Source organism: Paenimyroides marinum, from assembly GCF_900108395.1.
Lineage (GTDB): Bacteria > Bacteroidota > Bacteroidia > Flavobacteriales > Flavobacteriaceae > Flavobacterium > Flavobacterium marinum.
This window is the reverse complement of the sequence record NZ_FNXE01000022.1, coordinates 1-18,502: the sequence shown is the minus strand read 5'-3', so window position 1 is coordinate 18,502 and position 18,502 is coordinate 1. Positions and strand designations below refer to the sequence as shown.

18 protein-coding genes and 1 tRNA gene are annotated in these 18,502 nt (G+C 34.6%); 8 read left to right on the top strand and 11 right to left on the bottom strand.

Annotated features, from left to right (window positions below):
• Nucleotides 1–62: 62 nt before the first annotated feature.
• From BLW20_RS08405 to BLW20_RS08395, 3 genes are all read right to left on the bottom strand, one after another.
• On the bottom strand, nucleotides 63–572 hold the full coding sequence (locus tag BLW20_RS08405) for a gamma carbonic anhydrase family protein (protein WP_091099107.1): 510 nt from the start codon (nucleotides 570–572) through the stop codon (nucleotides 63–65).
• Nucleotides 573–635: 63 nt separating this feature from the next.
• Nucleotides 636–2,690: a M16 family metallopeptidase gene (locus BLW20_RS08400; RefSeq protein WP_091099104.1), complete on the bottom strand. Its 2,055-nt coding sequence runs from the start codon at nucleotides 2,688–2,690 to the stop codon at nucleotides 636–638.
• Nucleotides 2,691–2,703: 13 nt separating this feature from the next.
• On the bottom strand, nucleotides 2,704–4,029 hold the full coding sequence (locus BLW20_RS08395) for a M16 family metallopeptidase (RefSeq protein ID WP_091098987.1): 1,326 nt from the start codon (nucleotides 4,027–4,029) through the stop codon (nucleotides 2,704–2,706).
• 190 nt (nucleotides 4,030–4,219) lie between these two features.
• Between BLW20_RS08395 and rplU the strand changes: the two genes are divergently transcribed.
• Together rplU and rpmA are read left to right on the top strand one after the other, a co-directional pair.
• Complete coding sequence (gene rplU, locus BLW20_RS08390; protein WP_091098983.1) at nucleotides 4,220–4,531, top strand: 50S ribosomal protein L21; 312 nt, start codon at nucleotides 4,220–4,222, stop codon at nucleotides 4,529–4,531.
• Nucleotides 4,532–4,572: 41 nt separating this feature from the next.
• Nucleotides 4,573–4,833 (top strand): 50S ribosomal protein L27, encoded by a 261-nt coding sequence (rpmA, locus tag BLW20_RS08385; RefSeq protein WP_091098980.1) that lies wholly within the window; start codon nucleotides 4,573–4,575, stop codon nucleotides 4,831–4,833.
• 55 nt (nucleotides 4,834–4,888) lie between these two features.
• Here the strand turns inward: rpmA and BLW20_RS08380 are convergent, their stop codons facing one another.
• Nucleotides 4,889–7,306 carry an alpha/beta hydrolase family protein gene (locus BLW20_RS08380; protein WP_091098976.1) on the bottom strand — a complete coding sequence of 806 codons (2,418 nt, stop codon included), beginning with the start codon at nucleotides 7,304–7,306 and terminating at the stop codon, nucleotides 4,889–4,891.
• A 104-nt stretch (nucleotides 7,307–7,410) separates the two neighbouring features.
• On the opposite strand from BLW20_RS08380, the gene BLW20_RS08375 reads away from it, so the two are divergent.
• Both BLW20_RS08375 and BLW20_RS08370 read left to right on the top strand, forming a co-directional pair.
• Nucleotides 7,411–8,418 (top strand): 3-oxoacyl-ACP synthase III family protein, encoded by a 1,008-nt coding sequence (locus BLW20_RS08375; RefSeq protein ID WP_091098972.1) that lies wholly within the window; start codon nucleotides 7,411–7,413, stop codon nucleotides 8,416–8,418.
• 55 nt (nucleotides 8,419–8,473) lie between these two features.
• Complete coding sequence (locus tag BLW20_RS08370) at nucleotides 8,474–9,157, top strand: sterol desaturase family protein (RefSeq protein ID WP_091098968.1); 684 nt, start codon at nucleotides 8,474–8,476, stop codon at nucleotides 9,155–9,157.
• A 34-nt stretch (nucleotides 9,158–9,191) separates the two neighbouring features.
• Here BLW20_RS08370 and BLW20_RS08365 read toward each other — a convergent pair whose 3' ends face one another.
• Genes BLW20_RS08365 through rbfA form a run of 3 tightly spaced genes read right to left on the bottom strand, consistent with a single transcriptional unit; the run spans nucleotide 9,192 to nucleotide 11,222 of the window.
• Entirely contained in the window at nucleotides 9,192–9,572 is a 381-nt protein-coding gene (locus tag BLW20_RS08365) for a hypothetical protein (protein ID WP_091098965.1), read from the bottom strand.
• Nucleotides 9,573–9,632: 60 nt separating this feature from the next.
• Nucleotides 9,633–10,826: an ABC transporter permease gene (locus tag BLW20_RS08360; protein ID WP_091098962.1), complete on the bottom strand. Its 1,194-nt coding sequence runs from the start codon at nucleotides 10,824–10,826 to the stop codon at nucleotides 9,633–9,635.
• A gap of 3 nt (nucleotides 10,827–10,829) precedes the next feature.
• Nucleotides 10,830–11,222, bottom strand: a complete 393-nt coding sequence (gene rbfA, locus BLW20_RS08355) for a 30S ribosome-binding factor RbfA (protein WP_091098960.1) — start codon at nucleotides 11,220–11,222, stop codon at nucleotides 10,830–10,832.
• Nucleotides 11,223–11,291: 69 nt separating this feature from the next.
• Here rbfA and mce point away from each other — a divergent pair, with 69 nt between their 5' ends.
• Both mce and BLW20_RS08345 read left to right on the top strand, forming a co-directional pair.
• Nucleotides 11,292–11,693, top strand: coding sequence for a methylmalonyl-CoA epimerase (mce, locus tag BLW20_RS08350; protein ID WP_091098956.1), 402 nt, complete (start codon nucleotides 11,292–11,294; stop codon nucleotides 11,691–11,693).
• 79 nt (nucleotides 11,694–11,772) lie between these two features.
• Nucleotides 11,773–11,846: transfer RNA gene (locus BLW20_RS08345), tRNA-Ile, on the top strand.
• A 125-nt stretch (nucleotides 11,847–11,971) separates the two neighbouring features.
• Here the strand turns inward: BLW20_RS08345 and BLW20_RS08340 are convergent.
• Together BLW20_RS08340 and fumC are read right to left on the bottom strand one after the other, a co-directional pair.
• The gene (locus BLW20_RS08340; protein WP_091098952.1) at nucleotides 11,972–13,261 is read right to left on the bottom strand and encodes a UDP-N-acetylmuramoyl-tripeptide--D-alanyl-D-alanine ligase; all 1,290 of its coding nucleotides are present in this window, start codon (nucleotides 13,259–13,261) and stop codon (nucleotides 11,972–11,974) included.
• A gap of 138 nt (nucleotides 13,262–13,399) precedes the next feature.
• Nucleotides 13,400–14,797 (bottom strand): class II fumarate hydratase, encoded by a 1,398-nt coding sequence (gene fumC, locus BLW20_RS08335; protein ID WP_091098948.1) that lies wholly within the window; start codon nucleotides 14,795–14,797, stop codon nucleotides 13,400–13,402.
• Nucleotides 14,798–14,953: 156 nt separating this feature from the next.
• On the opposite strand from fumC, the gene BLW20_RS14690 reads away from it, so the two are divergent.
• Nucleotides 14,954–15,115, top strand: coding sequence for a hypothetical protein (locus BLW20_RS14690; protein ID WP_177165058.1), 162 nt, complete (start codon nucleotides 14,954–14,956; stop codon nucleotides 15,113–15,115).
• 61 nt (nucleotides 15,116–15,176) lie between these two features.
• On the opposite strand, the gene BLW20_RS08330 is transcribed toward BLW20_RS14690, so the two are convergent.
• Nucleotides 15,177–16,028 carry a DUF6929 family protein gene (locus BLW20_RS08330; RefSeq protein WP_091098944.1) on the bottom strand — a complete coding sequence of 284 codons (852 nt, stop codon included), beginning with the start codon at nucleotides 16,026–16,028 and terminating at the stop codon, nucleotides 15,177–15,179.
• Between the two features lie 40 nt (nucleotides 16,029–16,068).
• Here BLW20_RS08330 and BLW20_RS08325 point away from each other — a divergent pair, with 40 nt between their 5' ends.
• A complete protein-coding gene (locus BLW20_RS08325; RefSeq protein WP_091098941.1) occupies nucleotides 16,069–16,938 on the top strand; it encodes a PPK2 family polyphosphate kinase in 870 nt (289 codons plus the stop codon).
• A 34-nt stretch (nucleotides 16,939–16,972) separates the two neighbouring features.
• Here BLW20_RS08325 and BLW20_RS08320 read toward each other — a convergent pair whose 3' ends face one another.
• Complete coding sequence (locus BLW20_RS08320; protein ID WP_091098937.1) at nucleotides 16,973–18,319, bottom strand: DEAD/DEAH box helicase; 1,347 nt, start codon at nucleotides 18,317–18,319, stop codon at nucleotides 16,973–16,975.
• Nucleotides 18,320–18,502 lie beyond the last annotated feature (183 nt).

Below are 18,502 nucleotides of genomic sequence, written 5' to 3'. Positions count from 1 at the left end.
CCGTTTCAGAATGAATCGATTTTATGTGATTGAATTTTAGTAAAATAAAGCTTGATGAATAGTTATTGCCAACTACTGTACAAAACGTAATTATTACTTATGCGGTCTATTTCACCGGAAAAACTGGAAGCATTAAGTTCTTTTACCCTTTTGGCGGGTACTCCTGCGTAAATTCCGTTAGGGAGCAATTCCGTATTCTGTGTAACTACAGCACCTGCTGCAACAATTACATTGCTATGGACAACACAATTATCCATTATAATTGCACCCATTCCCACAAGAACGTTATCGTGAATGGTACAACCATGAACAATAGCATTATGCCCTATCGAAACATTATTTCCTATCACCGTTGGGTGTTTTTGATACGTACAATGAATTACTGCCCCATCTTGAACATTTACCTTGTTACCCATTTTAATAAAATGCACATCACCACGTATTACTGCATTATACCAAACGCTGCATTGTTCTCCCATTTCTACATCTCCAACTATTGTGGCATTTTCTGCTATAAAGCAACTTTCGGGATACTTGGGTTCTTTTCCGTTTATTGTTTTAATTAAAGGCATAGGCATTTTAATAAAAACCGCCTCATAAAAAATTAGAGGCGGTTATGTTGTTTGTAAAATATGTTATTTAAAATCAGCGTCAGAAACTCCTTCGTTGATTTTTACTTCAGATACTTTTAATTCTAACGACATACCTGGTCCTAAAGGTAAAGATGTTGCGTGAGCAATTTTAATTCCTTTAACTTCTTTGTAATCACCATAAGTAGAAGTCATTTCAAAAGTTTGTCCTTGTACTTCAACAACTTCTGTTGCGGCTACTTTAAAACCTGTAGCTACGCTGTAATAAACAGTTGATTTATCTTTTTTAAGCACATAAACTTCTTCTCCGTTAAATGTTTCAATACCGGTTAATTCAAATGAATCAGCATTTTTTAAATCGTCTAATTCATCAAATAATTTAGATGACTCCTGAGCCTCTTTTAAATCGTCACCCGTCAAGTCTTGTTTTTGACCTTGTTGAACGGCATATCCCATTGATGGAGTAACTACTTGTTTCATGATTTCCATTCCCATTCCGTTTAAAGACATCATAGATTGTCCTTTATTGGTTTGTTTTTGGGTCATTGTCAATTCCATTCCTTGCATAGATCCTTTTGAAGCAACGCTTAACGATTTAACTTCTTTTAATTTTTTCTCACCACCAATTGCATTGATAAAGTTTTCGATCACTGTTTTTGAAGTTACGCCTGCAGGAGCTGCTTTTTTAAACACAGGTTTTTCAACCGGATTTGCAAAAGGATCATAATAATTTACAGGATACCCTAAACGATCTAACGTTCCGGCAACATCAGCTCCTTTTCCTACAATAACAATACGTTGGTTATCAGCTTTAAAATATTTGTTTGCCACACGCTGAACATCTTCAACCGTAACAGCTTCTATGTTTTTTATGTAGTTTTCATAAAAATCGGCTGGTAAGCTTTGTGTTTTAGTTCTTAAAGCAAAACTTGCGATAGTGCCGGGTTTTTGCGTTTCCATTACAAAGTTTCCAATGTATTTTGCTTTTGCAAGATCTAATTCTGCCTGTGTTACAGGTTCGGTTCTGATTTTTTGGATTTCTTTTACAAATTCTACCACGGCAGAATCGGTAACCACATTACGAACCGATGCAGATGATTTGAATTTAGAAGTGTATTTTCCTGAACCTAAAGAAGAGTAAGCCCCGTAAGTCCATCCGTGTGCTTCACGTAAATTTAAGAACAAACGTCCTTCACCACCACCACCTAAAATTTGGTTGGCAATTAATCCTGCAAAATAATCTTTATCGGTTAACTTTAAATTTACTGTGTTTACTAAAGCAATTTCAGACTGAACAGCATTTGGCATATCCACGAAATCAACTTGTGTTTTAGCAACATCTTTTGCTTCAGGATAAGTAGCTACAGGTGCAGAAGCTTTCTTCCATCCTTTGAATAATTTCTCTACTTGTTTTTTAACATCTTTAAAATGAACATCACCAACAACTACTAAATAAGCGTTTTCCGGCACAAAGAATGTTGCATAGTTTTGTTTAACATCTTCTAATGTTACGTTGTTTAAAGATTGTTCGGTAACAAATTCACCATTTGGGTGATCTTTTCCATACAATAAAGCATCTGTTACACGAGCAGCTACTGAAGCTACCGATTTTTCATCAGCTTTTAATCCTTCAATAGCTTGTTGTTTTGCCTTATCGAATTCATCTTGTGCAAATAACGGATTTAATGATCCTTCTGCCATTAATTCTAACAAACGTGAACTGTATTTAGACAATCCGCTTGCAGATGCTCCGGTGTTCCAAAAACTTACATTGGCACCCAAGAAATCAATTTCGTCGTTGAATTTTTCTTTAGATGTTTTTGTAGTTCCGTTCCCCACAACAGCACTTGTTAAGCTTGATACTCCGGCTTTATCACCCTCTACATAAGGTGGGGTATCAATAGTTAACATATAGCTTACGCGAGGTAATTTGTGATCTTCTACAACCATTACCTTTAACCCGTTTTTCATGGTAAACTCTTGCGGTTTTTTTACATGAACCGTTGGCATTGGACCAGGTTGTGGTTGCGGGCGTTTAATTTGAGCTTCGACACTAATTGTTAGTAACAAAGCTGATGCGAATAATAATATTTTTTTCATTTTGTTTACTGTCTTATTTAGCCGATTCATCTTTTGCAGGTACATAATCTAATAATAAACGAGAATTGCTGTTTAAGTATTTTTTAGCAACATCGCGAATTTCTTCTCTCGTAATAGAGCGATAAATATTAATTTCTTCGTTAATTAAATTAATATCGCCATACAATAAATAGTTAGTTGCTAAATTTTCAGCTAATGATTCAAGGTTTGAATTTCCGTTTACATAACGGTTTTCAAAATCGTTTTGTAATTTTTGGTAATCTCTTTCTGAAATCAATTCGGTTTGTAATTTCGTAATTTCAGCATCGATTTCGCTTTGCAATGCTTCACGAGTGGTATCGCCCATTGGCAATCCGGCGATTAGGTACATACCGTAATCTTCCTGTGCATAATTGAAAGCGAATAATTGCAACGCCATTTTTTTCTCGTCAACTATCTTTTTATACATTGGCGATGATTTTCCGCCAGATAAATAAGAAGAAATCATATCCAATACTCTTGCATCACGTGTTTTCATAGAAGGTGTTCTATAAGCGGTGATGTACATTGGTATCTGAATGTTTGGATCTTCGGCTGTTGCGATAATTGGTTGGGTAATTGCGTCTTCCTGAATGTTTACTTTTGGCACATCGGCTCCGCGTTTAATTACACCAAAATATTTTTCAACCAATTCTTTAGTTTGGTTAAATTCAATATCACCGGCAATTACTAAAACAGCATTGTTTGGTACATAGAATTTTTTATTGAATGCACGGAATTCCTCTAAAGTTGCAGCATCTAAATGATCCATAGAACCAATTGGTGCCCAACGGTAAGGGTGTTTTTTAAACAAGTTTTTCTTAACTTCAGTGATCCAGTTTCCGTACGGACTGTTATCAACACGCAAACGTTTTTCTTCTTTAACCACTTCATTTTGTGTATCAACACCAATTTGATTGATTACCGGTTGCAACAAACGGTCAGATTCCATCCAAATGGCTAATTCTAAATTGTTTGATGGAAATACTTCGTAGTAATACGTACGGTCATCAGACGTGTTGGCGTTGTTATGCCCTCCGTTTGACGTTACCAGTTTAAACCATTCTCCGCGAGCAATATTTTCGGTACCTTCAAATAAAAGGTGTTCAAAAAAGTGCGCAAAACCTGTACGTTCAGGGTTTTCATCTTTTGCACCCACGTGGTACATAACTGAAGTAACTACAACAGGCGCTGATTTATCTTGGTGTAAAACCACATGTAAACCATTGTCAAGTGTATACTCTTCAAATTCAACTTTCTGAGCAACTGCTACGCTACTAATTAAAAGCGCAGATGCTAAAGCTGTTAAAGATTTTCTCATAACTTCGATTTAAATTAATTTGATATTATTGTAATTAGTGTGCAATTTCGTGATTTTGTTACATTTATATTCTTCTTTTTTTGAAATATTTTTTCAAAACGATTAATTTTGTATAAACGAACAACTTACGTTTGGTTTTTAGATATTTTTTGTATATTTGCAGTCTTAAAAATAATTTTAATTTATTGTTATGTACGCAATCGTAGAGATAGCAGGGCAACAATTCAAAGTTAGCAAAGACCAAAAAGTGTATGTTCACCGTTTGGCAACAGAAGAAGGAGCAAATGTTACTTTTGACAAAGTTCTTTTAGTTGACAACGACGGAGCAATTACTTTAGGCGCCCCAGCTATAACAGGAGCTTCAGTAGGAGCGAAAGTTTTAAAGCACCTTCAAGGTGATAAAGTTATCGTTTTCAAAAAGAAAAGAAGAAAAGGATACAAAAAGAAAAATGGTCATAGACAAGCGTTGACTCAAATCGTTATCGAAGGAATCAACATTTAATCTGTAACCAAAAAGTATTAACAATTTAAAACCCAAACATCATGGCTCACAAGAAAGGTGTCGGTAGTTCTAAGAACGGTAGAGAATCAGAATCGAAACGTTTAGGCGTTAAGATTTATGGTGGACAGGCAGCTATTGCCGGTAACATCATTGTAAGACAAAGAGGTTCAAAACATAACCCGGGCGAAAACGTTTATATGGGGAAAGACCATACGTTACACGCTAAAGTTGACGGAGTTGTACAGTTTACAAAAAAGAGAGATAACAAATCTTTTGTTTCTGTAATTCCTTTTGAAGCTTAATCTTCTTAGACAAAAAAATAAAAGCATCTCTATTGAGATGCTTTTTTATTGATTCTTACTTCTTCAAATACTTATCTAAAAACTGCTCTTGTTCCCAAAGTAAGTGCAGAATATTTTCTTTAGCAACATAGCTGTGGCTTTCTTTAGGTAAAATTACCATACGCACCGGTGCGCCTAAACCTTTTAGAGCCTGAAAATAGCGTTCGGTTTGTAAAGTAAAGGTTCCTGGGTTATTATCAGCTTCTCCGTGGACTAATAACATAGGTGTTTTCATTTTTTCGGCATTCATAAAAGGCGACATGGCATTGTAAACATTGGGAACTTCCCAATAATTTCGCTGTTCACTTTGAAAACCAAACGGAGTTAAGGTACGGTTGTAAGCTCCTGAACGAGCCACTCCGCAAGCAAACAAGTTAGAGTGTGACAATAAATTTGCTGTCATAAATGCTCCGTATGAATGTCCGCCAACACCCACACGAGTTCTGTCGATATATCCTAATTGATCCACCGCATCAATAGCTGCCTCGGCGTTCATTACCAATTGTTCTATAAAAGTGTCGTTAGGTTCCTGAGTGCCTTCGCCAATAATCGGGAAAGCCGCATCGTCTAAAACAGCATAACCTTTGGCAGCCCAGTAAACAAATGATCCGTAATAAGGAAATGTAAATTCGTTTGGATTGGCTGATGATTGCCCTGCACTGTTCTTGTCTTTATATTCTGCAGGATATGCCCAGATCAATAACGGTAATTTTTCGGTGGGGTTTTTGCGGTTGTAATTCGCAGGTAAATATAAAGTGCCCGATAATTCCACGCCGTCTTTTCGTTTGTATTTAATCACTTCTTTGTGCACATTTTTAATACTTGCGAACGGATTTTGATTGAAAGTGATTTGTTTTAATCCTTTTTTGTTTTTTATGTTTCTGAAGAAATAATTTGGATAATCGGTTTTAGACTGAATATTCACTAAAATTTCTCCTTTTTTTGCATCAATAATTTCGGTGATCGATTCCATACGATCAGTAGCATCTGATTGATACAAACGTTTGGTTTTTAAAGATTCCAGATCAAATTCATCGATAAAAGGAAACTGTCCTTCTTTTGTATGCCCTTCGCCAATTAAATACAGTTTGTTATTTTCTTTTTGCAGGGTATATCTGCCAAATTCATTCTTTTTTGTTTGAAAATCGCCGGGATCGCTGTAAATATCCTGATAATTTCTATCCCAAATGGTTGTTAATACTGATTTTTTAGAAGGATTAAACAAGTAGGTTTTAATATTTCGGGTATCGTACCACTGGTCGTAAACAATCGCCGTTTGATCATCTCCCCACAAAATTCCTCCGTAACGTTGTGGAGTTTTCGTCAGTAATTCGGGTTGATTGTTAAACGGAGCTTCCCAAGTGTATAAGGCATCGCGAAATTCAACTGCTTTTGCCGGATCGCCTTCATCTAAAGCTTCTACAAAAAACAAGGTTGCAGGTTTATCTGCCCGCCAAGTCATACTGCGTTTCCCGGTGCGAACTGCCATAAAACCTTTAGGCATTACTTCACTTAACGGTACATTGTTTACCAGTTTTACTTCGGTTCCTTCTGCGGTATAAGCTATGGTTTTCATAGGAAAACGATTTAACGGAACCAAATATGAAAACGGTTTTTGAATGGTGGTAAGTAAAATGTAAGTTCCATCGGGCGAAAAAGTTTCTCCGGCATACAAATCGGCATTTTTAAACAGTTTTTTATTTCCGTTTAAGTCAATCGTATATAATTCAGAAGTTACAATGGTTTCAAAATTGGCTTCATCGGTTTTGTTTTTCAATAAATCCTGATACGTTCTGTTCTGCGAAATTACGCCTTCCTCGGCTGTGGAAACAATGGGTCCGGTTGGAATTGCCTTTTCTGCATTAATCAATGCTTTTCGATCGGCAGGAATCACTTTAATTAATAATTTATCGCTGTTTTTGTACCATGTAATCGGATTTCCTAAATTGGCATTTAAAACAGCGTCGGTCAGTTTCTTTGCTGTTGCCGTTTTCAAATCTAAAATCCATAACTCGTTTCCGGTAGCTGTAGTATTTGTAAAAGCCAGCATGGTTTCGTTTGGTGCCCAAATTAAATTACTGATTAAGGCATTGGCAGGCAACCCTTTTACATTAGTTTCTGCTTGATCTGAAACTTTTTTTATTTTGATAGTATTAATAAACGATGCCGTACTGGATATATTGGTATTTGGATTAATTCGCAAACCACCTAAACGCAATTCGTCCTGATTTAATTCATCTAAACTTTTATAGGTGTTGCGGTACGATAAAACCATCCATTCTTTATTACTGCTCATTGAAACAGAAGGTGCACGTTCGTAATCTGCCAATTGTAAAATTTCGTGCGATGGTTTTTGATAGGTAATGTTCTCTTGTGCAATCATAGGCGCTGTGGCTAATAATAATGCTAATAGTGTTTGTTTAAATCTTTTCATTTTGATTAATTTGTACAAAAATAAGTATTTTAAAGATAGCACTTATATCGTTCATCTTTTCAAAAAATTAAGTACATTAGCTTTCATCTCTAAGGTAAGAAATTATGTATCATTCTAAAATAACAGGATTGGGGTTCTATGTTCCTGAAAATATTGTGACCAATAACGATTTGTCTAAACGGATGGATACCAATGACGAATGGATTCAGGAACGGACGGGTATAAAAGAACGCAGGCATGTGATTTTACCAGAAGACACCACTTCGGGTATGGCATTAAAAGCTTCAAAAATAGCCATTGAGCGTGCCGGAATTGATAAAAACGATATTGATTTTATTGTTTTTGCTACCTTGAGTCCTGATTATTATTTTCCGGGTCCGGGAGTAACCCTTCAAAAAGATTTGGGTATTAAAAATGTGGGTGCATTAGACATTCGCAATCAATGTTCCGGATTTATTTATGCTTTATCGGTTGCCGATCAGTTTATAAAAACCGGAATGTATAAAAATGTTTTAATAGTGGGATCTGAAATTCATTCAAAAGGATTGGATATGACCACACGAGGCAGAAGTGTATCGGTTATTTTTGGTGATGGAGCAGGTGCAGTTGTTTTAAGCAGAACGCAAGATTTGTCAAAAGGAATTTTATCTACTCATTTACATTCACAAGGAGAACATGCTGAAGAACTGGCTTTAACGGCTCCGGGAATGGGGAAACGTTGGGTTACTGATATTCTAAGGGATAACGATCCTAACGATGAAACGTATTATCCATATATGAACGGACAATTTGTGTTTAAAAATGCGGTGGTTCGTTTTTCAGAAGTAATCAATGAAGGATTAGAAGCCAATCATTTGCAAGTTTCGGATATTGATATGTTAATTCCGCATCAGGCTAATTTGCGAATATCACAATTTATCCAACAAAAATTCCAGTTAACCGACAATCAGGTGTATAACAATATAACAAGTTACGGGAATACCACAGCAGCATCGGTACCTATCGCATTGACCGAAGCATGGGAAAAAGGTAAAATTAAAGATAATGATTTAGTGGTACTTGCAGCTTTTGGAAGTGGTTTTACCTGGGCAAGTGCAATTATTCGTTGGTAAAAAAGTTGTGGTTTAGAATAGTTCTTAGTAAATTCGAGGGCGAAAAAAGTGAGTAATGAAAGGACAAAAAGTACAAAATTCAGGACAGGCGAGGTTATTTAAAAACCCGTTTTTAGAGTTGTTAACAAAAGGGCATCCGGCAATTAGCTGGGGATTGCATGTACCTATTTTGATTTATTGTTTCTATTACGGATATGAAAATTATAACATGTCTTTTTTAGCAATGTTAGGAGTTTCGGTCTTCGCTTTGTTTTTCTGGACTTTTTTTGAATATATTGCACATCGTTATATTTTTCATTTAATAAGTGAAAAAGAAAGCTTACAAAAGTTTGCATACATTATGCACGGAAACCACCACCATTATCCCAAAGATAAAACGCGTTTGTTTATGCCACCGGTACCCAGTTTAATTATTGCCGCAGCATTGTTTGCTTTGCAGTATTTAATTTTAGGAAAATACGCCTTTGCTTTTTATCCCGGATTTATTTTAGGATGGTTAATGTACGCTTCGATGCATTACTTGATTCACGCCATTGAACCACCTTTTAAATTTTTACAACCTTTATGGCGCAATCACCATTTACACCATTACCGCAATGAAAACCTTGGATTTGGAGTAAGTAACACCATTTGGGATAAAGTTTTTGGAACAATGTTCGATTTTAAAAAAGACCGTATAGACCGACAAAAATCAAAAGAATTAATGTTTGATAAAAAACAAAAAAGTGAAGCCGTTTAAGCTTCACTTTTTTGTTTTTCTTATTTTGTTTAATTTAATAAGGTTTCTGAGCAAATTGTATTTCTAAGATATTACTATCTAAATAACCGGCACGTTTAGCCTGTACTTTAACAATAGCAATGGTTTTATGTGCATATTTGTTTCCAACAATCTCAACACCATCTACATAATAAGTAGCGTCTGTAATTGTAGTGCCGTCACTTTTTGTTGTAAAAGTTACCTCTTTATTTAATTCAGAGAAAAGTATATCTTTTTCTTTTACATAAGTTGCATTTGAAGAAAGTACTAATTGCTGTTCTACATTAGGGTTAGGGTTTGGTGTAGGTATTTCAACCACAGGGTCGTCTTCAGAACACGATGTGAAACCAATTGTTGAAAAAGAGGCTATTGCAATAAAGAAAAAAAGCTTTTTCATCTTAAAATATTTAAGGTTAATTAATTGAAAATTTAAAATAATGCTATAAAAATACAAAAATTATTTATTCATCAAAATTTTAATTCTGTTTGCGGCAATAAATGAAGCAATTATACTTAGAATTAATATGGTTGTAACAACAACAAAGCCGTTTTGCCAGTTAAAAACAACAGGATAAGGAAATCCTTCTGATACTTCTACAAATCCAAAGTGTTGTTGTAACAAAGTAATGGCTATTCCTAAAATCAATCCTAAAACAATTCCACCTACCGATAAAATCAATCCTTGATATAAAAATATCTTTTTTATTTTTTTTTGTGAAAGACCAAGGTCATACAAGGTTTTTAAATGCTCTTTTTTCTCAAGGATAATCATAATTAAAGCACCTGTTAAACAGAAAAGCGTGACGATGATGATTAATGTAAAAATCAAATAAATTGCCAAACTTTCTGTTTTTAGCATTTTATACAAGCCTTCGTTTAACTGCGAACGATTTTTTATGGTGCTATCAGGAAAAATATCTTTTAAAGAAGAAATAATTGATTTTTCTGATGTATCGTTTTCCAGTTTAAATTCAATTTTTGAATATTCACTCGGACCAAATAACAATAAATCTTTACCTACATTAATATCTGTGTAAATGTACCGGTTGTCTATCTCTATATTATTTAAACTGTAAATCCCGGATGTATATAAAGGTAATTTCACATACGCATCGCTTGGCATCGTAATTAAACCACTACCAGGTTTCATGGCTAAAACTTCCAGTAATTTATCGTTAGAGTACATTCCTGCCGATAATTCGTTTGCTAAAACATTTCCCAAAACGGCATCGTTGGTATTTGGCTGTAACCATTGTCCGTAAACAATATGATCGGTAACAGCAACTGTATGGATATAATTACTATCAACAGCCTTAACAAAAGCCACAATTTGTTTATCGCCATAAGTAAAAATAACACGGTCTTCAATAATTTTTGAATACGAAATGTTTAGATCCCTTAATTGATTTTCCTGTTGAGAACTTAATTTCAAAATTTTTCCTTTTGAAGGAAGAAGAACCAGATCAGGATCAATGACATTGGTAAATGAAATAAGCGAGTTTTCTAAACCGCTGAAAACCGACAGTACAACAAACAATGCCATACTGCTTACCACGATTCCAATAGCTGAAATTCGAGAAATAATGTTGATGGCTTTCGTTTTACTTTTACTGAAAGCGTAGCGTTTTGCTATGTAAAATACCGTATTCAATAGTTATTTTTTCTTTCTGCGATCCAGCAATTCTCTGTTTTCAATCGGATTTTCATCACCTTTTAAAGCACTGTCGATTTTTTCGATATAATCTAAGCTATCATCAATATAAAAAATTAAATTCGGGACTTTTCTTAATTGATTTTTAACCCGTTGCGATAAATCATGCTTAATTAACGGAGCGTTTGATTGGATAGCTTTTAACAATTCAGGAGCTTTATCGGTTGGAAAAACACTTAAATATACCTTTGCAATAGATAAATCGGTGGTTACACTAACTTTTGAAACTGAAATAATCAAATTAGAAATTCCGTTTTTACGAACTTCGCCTTGTAATATATCAACCAGGTCGGCTTGTAATAAAGCCCCCATTTTTTTTTGTCTGTTTGTTTCCATATCTGCAAAAATACAAAATTAGTGCAGATAATATATCTATCTTTGTGCAAACAAAATTTTTAGTTTATCATGCGAAAAATTGAACATATTGGAATAGCAGTTAAGAATTTAAAAGAATCGAACAATTTATTTGAAAAATTGCTTGGAGTATCTGCTTATAAAGAGGAAGAAGTGGAAAGTGAAGGAGTAAAAACGTTGTTTTTTATGAATGGACCAAATAAAATTGAACTGTTAGAAGCCACAAAACCCGATTCGCCTATTGCTAAATTCTTAGAAAAAAAAGGAGAAGGGATTCATCATATTGCTTTTGATGTGGAGGATATTCTTGCTGAAATTGACCGATTGAAAAATGAAGGTTTCATCGTTTTAAATGAAACACCCAAAAAAGGAGCTGATAATAAATTAGTTGCGTTTTTGCACCCAAAAGGGACTAACGGCGTTTTAATTGAACTGTGTCAGGAAATAAAATAAAAATTAAAAAAAGTTAGACATTGCTTGCAAAAGCTAAAAAAACGTAGTAATATTGCACTCGTCAAAAACAACTGACAGCGGTCCTATAGCTCAGTTGGTTAGAGCACCTGACTCATAATCAGGTGGTCCCTGGTTCGAGCCCAGGTGGGACCACTTTTTAGAAGCCTTACAGAAATGTGAGGCTTTTTTATATTTAAACAGAGCAAAACGTGTTTATAAAGGCGGTTTTGCAACTCAAAAAATAAAAAAACTCCTGCCAAAGCAAGAGTTGTAAGAATTTATATATGTTCTAAAAGTTTTTCCAAAGCCATTGCTCTTGAGCCTTTTATCAATATTAAATTTTGATTTAATTGATGTGTTTCTAAATGAGAAAAAACTTCTTCGAGGTTTTTAAAATATCTGATTTGATTATTTGTTATTTGATTCTCAAAAAAATGATCTCCGATAAAGATTGTTGAAATGTTTGAATCAATCGTTTCGTTGATTATTGTTAAATGTTCTTTATTAGCTTCGGTTCCTAGTTCAAACATATCGCCTAGAATCATTAGTTTAGAATCTCCTTCTAATTGTTTAAAGTTTTGAATTGCAACCTGCATACTGCTTGGATTGGCATTGTAAGCATCGAGTAAGATTTTTTTACCGTTGATATTTACCCACTGAGACCGATTGTTTTGAGGAGTGTAGGACTCAATAGCTTCTTTTATATCATCTAAAGAAATATTAAAATATTGTCCTATGGTAATCGCAAAAGAAATATTTGGCAAATTGTAAAGTCCTGTAAGCTGAGAAGTGATTTTTGTGTTGTCAATTTCAATAGTTGCCATTGGTTGGGCATATGCTTTAGAAATTTGAATATTAGCCGATGAATTATTTTCTACTGAAAACCCAAAACGTGAGATGTCCAGGCTTTTTTGATTTTGAATAGCATCATCGAAATTCACAAAAGCGGTTTTACTATTTGCTTGCAAGTAATCATATATTTCACTTTTTCCTTTAATAACACCTTCTACGCCGCCAAAACCTTCTAAATGGGCACGTCCAAAATTGGTAATCAACCCAAAATCAGGCTGGGCAATTTCACATAAACGTTCGATTTCATTTTGATGATTAGCTCCCATTTCAATAATTGCCAAATCGGTATCTTCGTTTAATCTCAACAAAGTTAAAGGCACACCAATGTGATTGTTTAAATTTCCAATGGTTGCAATGGTGTTGTATTTTTTATTTAAAACCGTATGTAATAATTCTTTGGTCGTTGTTTTGCCGTTGCTTCCTGTAAGTGCAATAACGGGCAAACCTATATGAAATCTGTGGAAAGAAGCTAAATCTTGTAGTGTTTTAAGTACATCATCAACAACAATGAGCTTATTGTTGTTTAATTTCAATAATTCTTTGTTGTCAACAACTGCAAAAGCAGCACCTTTTTCTAACGCTTGCAGGGCAAAGTCATTGGCATCGAAATGATCACCTTTTAAAGCAAAAAACAGGCTGTTTTCAGTGATATTGCGTGTGTCGGTACTAACGCCGTTACATTGATTGTATATGGAATAAAGTTCAAATGTTTGCATAATGAAATAGAAGGTATTATAATCCTTTTTTTTGATGAACAAATTTAAGACTAATTTTTATTTATAGGACAACCTTTCATTAAAACAAAATAATCCTTAAAAATAAATTAAGGACTATTCAGAAAAAACAATTAAACTTTATTTTAAGCTGCCTACCATTTCTTCAGGCTTTACCCATTGGTCAAATTCTTCAGCGGTTACATAACCTAATGCAATAGCCGTTTCTTTTAAGGTAGTATTATTTTTGTGTGCAGTCTGAGCAATTTCGGCTGCTTTGTAATAACCAATTTTGGTGTTTAGAGCAGTCACCAACATCAATGAATTGTCCACTAATTCTTTGATACGATTATAATTTGGTTCAATTCCCTGTGCACAATGTTCATCAAAAGAGATACAGGCATCGCCCAGTAAACGTGCCGATTGTAAGAAATTAGCAGCCATTAAAGGTTTAAAAACATTTAGCTCATAATGACCTTGTGTACCGCCAATGGTAATAGCAACATCATTACCCATCACCTGGGCAGCAACCATTGTTAAAGCTTCGCATTGGGTAGGGTTGACTTTACCCGGCATAATCGATGATCCAGGTTCGTTTTCAGGAATTAGAATTTCTCCGATTCCTGAACGGGGACCTGAAGCCAGCATACGGATATCGTTTGCAATTTTGTTTAACGATACAGCTAATTGCTTCAAAGCTCCATGAGTTTCAACAATGGCATCATGTGCCGCTAAGGCCTCAAATTTATTTTCTGCAGTAACAAACGGATGCCCGGTAAAATCAGCAATATATTTGGCTACCAAAATATCGTATCCTTCGGGAGTGTTTAAACCAGTACCAACAGCGGTTCCTCCTAAAGCAATTTCAGATAAGTGGGGTAAAGTGTTTTTTAATGCTTTTAAGCCATGTGTTAATTGGGCTACATATCCAGAAATTTCCTGTCCTAAAGTAAGGGGGGTTGCATCCATTAAATGTGTACGACCAATTTTTACTACATTTTTGAATTCTTCGGCTTTTTTTGCCAATGTATCTCGTAGTTTTTCAACACCCGGAATAGTCACTTCAACCACAGCCTTATAGGCTGCAATGTGCATGCCTGTTGGAAAAGTATCGTTTGATGATTGCGATTTGTTTACATCGTCATTGGCCTTTAAAACAGCTTCGCCTTCCCCAATTTTTTTTCCGGCTACTACTTGTGCCCGATTGGCGATAACTTCATTCACATTCATGTTTGATTGGGTACCCGAACCGGTTTGCCAGATGACCAAAGGAAATTGATCGTCTAGTTTCCCAGCCAAAATTTCATCACAAACTGCAGCAATGATATCTCTTTTCTCAATAGATAAAACGCCTAATTCATGATTGGCATAAGCAGCCGCTTTTTTTAAATACGCAAAACCTTCAATTATTTCATGGGGCATCGAGGCAGAAGAACCAATTTTAAAATTGTTTCGGGAACGTTCTGTTTGTGCTCCCCAATATTTATCGGCAGGAACTTTTACTTCACCCATGGTGTCGGTTTCAATTCTATATTCCATTATGTTTGTTATTTATAATTAATTTAAATAAAGGTACTTTAAAAAAATCATTTTCAAATGAAAAAAGATAATTTTTAGAATAAATTATGAATTTTGTTTGGGTAGTCAAAGTTTCGTTCTATCTTTGTAAACGTATATACAAAAATTCCGGAAATTATGTTCGAATTTCAACAATTTATCGCTTTTTTAATCGGTCTTGGCGTTTTAACAATGGGATTTTGGTTGATGTTTTTCCTTGTAAGCTTTGTGTTTTACTGGGCTGCGGGTGGAGCAATTGATTTAATCAAAGAGAGAAAAGCTAAAAGAGAAGAAGCATAAGAAATTTATGTAAAGTAAAAATCCTTTTCAGTACTGAAAAGGATTTTTTTATTGATAACAATTACTTTATTTTTCCCTTTAAATCAACCTGAAGTTTATAAATAACCGAATGTGTATTTGAAGCATCATCATTGTCTTCACACAAGGCAAATACAATGCTTTTTTTGTTTTGTTCCAATACGGTAATTCCTTCAAACTTATTGGTATCGCTGATTTTTTCTGTGAAAAGGACTTTCATTTTCTTTAAATCAATCGCTCCAAACAAGCTTCCTTTTATCGCTCCATCATCAAATGTAGATTGCTCATCTTCAGCAGTCGCAATAAAGTAAAGCGTATTGTTTATAACGGTACCATCAGAAAACCCGGATTGAACATTATTTATTTTAGGCAAATCAAATTCAAAATAATAAATATTGTATTCATCCGTCAGGTTTTTTCCCTGCACCACAAAAATATAATTCGCATTTTTAAGTCCGTTTCCTCTGTTAATAAAAAGCCAGTCCTCGTTATAAGTTGTTACAGCTTCAATGTTAAAATCATCATCCTGTAAATCAGAAAAACTTTTCATTTCACTGTAAAGATCAGTTAAATCAATCTTTGTAGAATATTTAGAAAACTTGTTAAACATGAATCCTGTGTTTCGGTTTTCGGTTGATCCGGAACCAAAAGCGTACCATGTATTGTCAATTTTTGTAAACGATTCTAAATCATATTTCTGCTTTTTTTCTATGAAATTGCTGACCGGATTTTCGTCAAAACTGTATTTTGCTAAAGAATCATTAGCTATAAAATAATGATAAAGTGCATTGCTATTGTCTGAGACCAACTGTAACTGGTTGTTTTCATAACCAATTCCTGAAGCAGCTACAATTCCGGCGATTTTTAACCACGATGAAAGCAAATATTTTTTCATTGTTAAAATTTTATTGACTAATTTAGAGAAAAAGATTTATATGAAGCGAAAATATTTTAAAGTTCCGGAAGATTTAGATTTAAAGAATATTGCAACAACTTATGAAACCGGATTGGATATAGTATCGGTAAGAAAAGAATTGAAAAAATATCGAAAAAAAATAGCCGAATTTCAGGATATGATGTATGCTGATGACCGTTATTCGGTTCTGATTTGTTTTCAGGGAATGGATACTGCTGGAAAAGACAGCATGATTCGTGAAGTTTTTAAAGGATTTAATGCACGCGGAGTGGTGGTCGAAAGTTTTAAAACGCCTTCATATAAAGAATTACAGCACGATTTTATGTGGCGGCATTATACCAAATTACCCGAAAAAGGAAAATTTACAGTATTTAACCGCACGCATTACGAGAATGTTTTGGTAACAAGGGTACATCCTCAATATTTAGAAAATGAACGAAACCCTCACATAGATATTAATTTGCTGACTGCTGATTTTTGGAACGATCGAATGAAACGTATGGTCCAGTTTGAGAAATTTTGGGCTGAAAATGGTACAATTGTTTTAAAATTTTATTTGCACATTAGTAAAAATGAACAAAAAGAACGTTTGTTAAAACGAATTGAAAAGCCAAAACACCAATGGAAATTTTCTCCTGGTGACTTAGAAGAACGAGACCTTTGGGATAAATATCAGTTTTGTTATCAGGAAGTTTTAAAAAATAGCAACCATAAAAAAGGAGAGTGGTTCATTATTCCAAGTGACGATAAAGATGTAAGTAGATTAATTGTTGCAAAAATAATTTACGAAACCCTTAAAGAATATAAAGATATTGCTTATCCGCAACCTGAACCTGAAATTTTAGAACGCATTTCACATTATAAGGCGGAATTACTTCAAAATAAATAAAAACAAAGCTACCAATTGGTAGCTTTGTTTTTATTTATTTCTTTTTACGTTTTTCGTTTCGTTTGCGTTCCACTGCCCGGTTTCTTGGAGCCGATTTTCTAGGATTCCTTTTGCCGGGACCACCTAAATTTACCTTTTTATTTTTGTCTTTTTTCTCGTGAAAGGCTTCACCGCGTTCCGTGTCAATTTTACGTTTGTTGGTTTTCATTTTCACACGGTCTTTTTCAAATTCCAGTTTTTGTTCGGCGATTTTAACATGTGAAGGAATTTCGACCATTGGAATTTCATAATCCATTAATTCTTCAATTTCCAACTGGGCTTCTTCTTCTTTTGGACTAACAAAACTCACAGCAAAACCTTCTTTGTCGGCACGTCCGGTTCTACCAATGCGGTGAATGTATTGTTCAGGAATTTCGGGCAGCTGCAAATTAAAAACGTGAGTAATATCGGTAATGTCCAATCCGCGAGCCATTATGTCGGTAGTTACCAAGCCACGCAATTCACCATTTTGGAATAATTCCATGGTGTTTAAACGATAATTTTGTGTTTTATTGGAATGGATAACGCCAAATTGTTCCGGAAAATCTTCTTCTAATTGTTCCAAAACATAATCTGCCAATCGTTTATTGTTTACAAATAATAAAACCCGTGTTGAAGATTCATCATTTGTTAAAATATCTTTTAAAATATTTAATTTGGTCAAAAAATTAGGTGCAGCATACGCACTTTGTTTGATTTTTTCTAATGGTGTACCCGATGGTGCTAATGAAACTTCTTCAGGAAAATTAAAATAATCATCTAAAATTTCATCTACTTCTTCGGTCATTGTCGCCGAAAAAAGGATGTTTTGCTTTTTATCTTTCATCATGGAAAGAATAGATGTTAGCTGGGTACGGAAACCTAAATTCAGAATCTCATCAAATTCGTCAATGACCAATTTTTGCAAAGCATCAAATCGCAGTACGTTGTCTAACGCCAAATCCATAGTCCTTCCGGGTGTTCCCACTAAAATATCAATGCCGTCATAAACCGATGTTTTTTGGGTGTTGATGTTCACGCCACCGTAAATGCCCAATACGCGGATTGACATATATTTAGTTAATTTCTCTACTTCTTCAACCACTTGAACCACTAATTCGCGTGTTGGCACTAAGATAACGACACGTGGTGCATCGGTTGGTTGAAATTTCCATTGTTTTAGAATAGGAAGTAAATAGGCAAAAGTTTTTCCGGTTCCTGTTTGAGCAATTCCCATAACGTCTTTACCTGATAAGATAATGTTAAAAGATTTCTCCTGAATAGGAGTAGGATGAATGAAACCTAATTCGTCTAATGCTTTTTGTAAAGATTTGGGTAAATTGAATTGCTCAAATGTTGCCATAAAAAATATTTTCGGCAAAGATACGCATTCTTAAAGGAATATTTCTTGTTAAAGTTATCCTGAAAAAAAAACTTCCCCCCGAGCTTTAGAATTAGCGAAGCAACCGACCGTAGCGACACGCCGAAGCTATAACGAAAAAAGAGGATTACTTTTTAGTAATCCTCTTTTGAAAAAAAGGCGGCG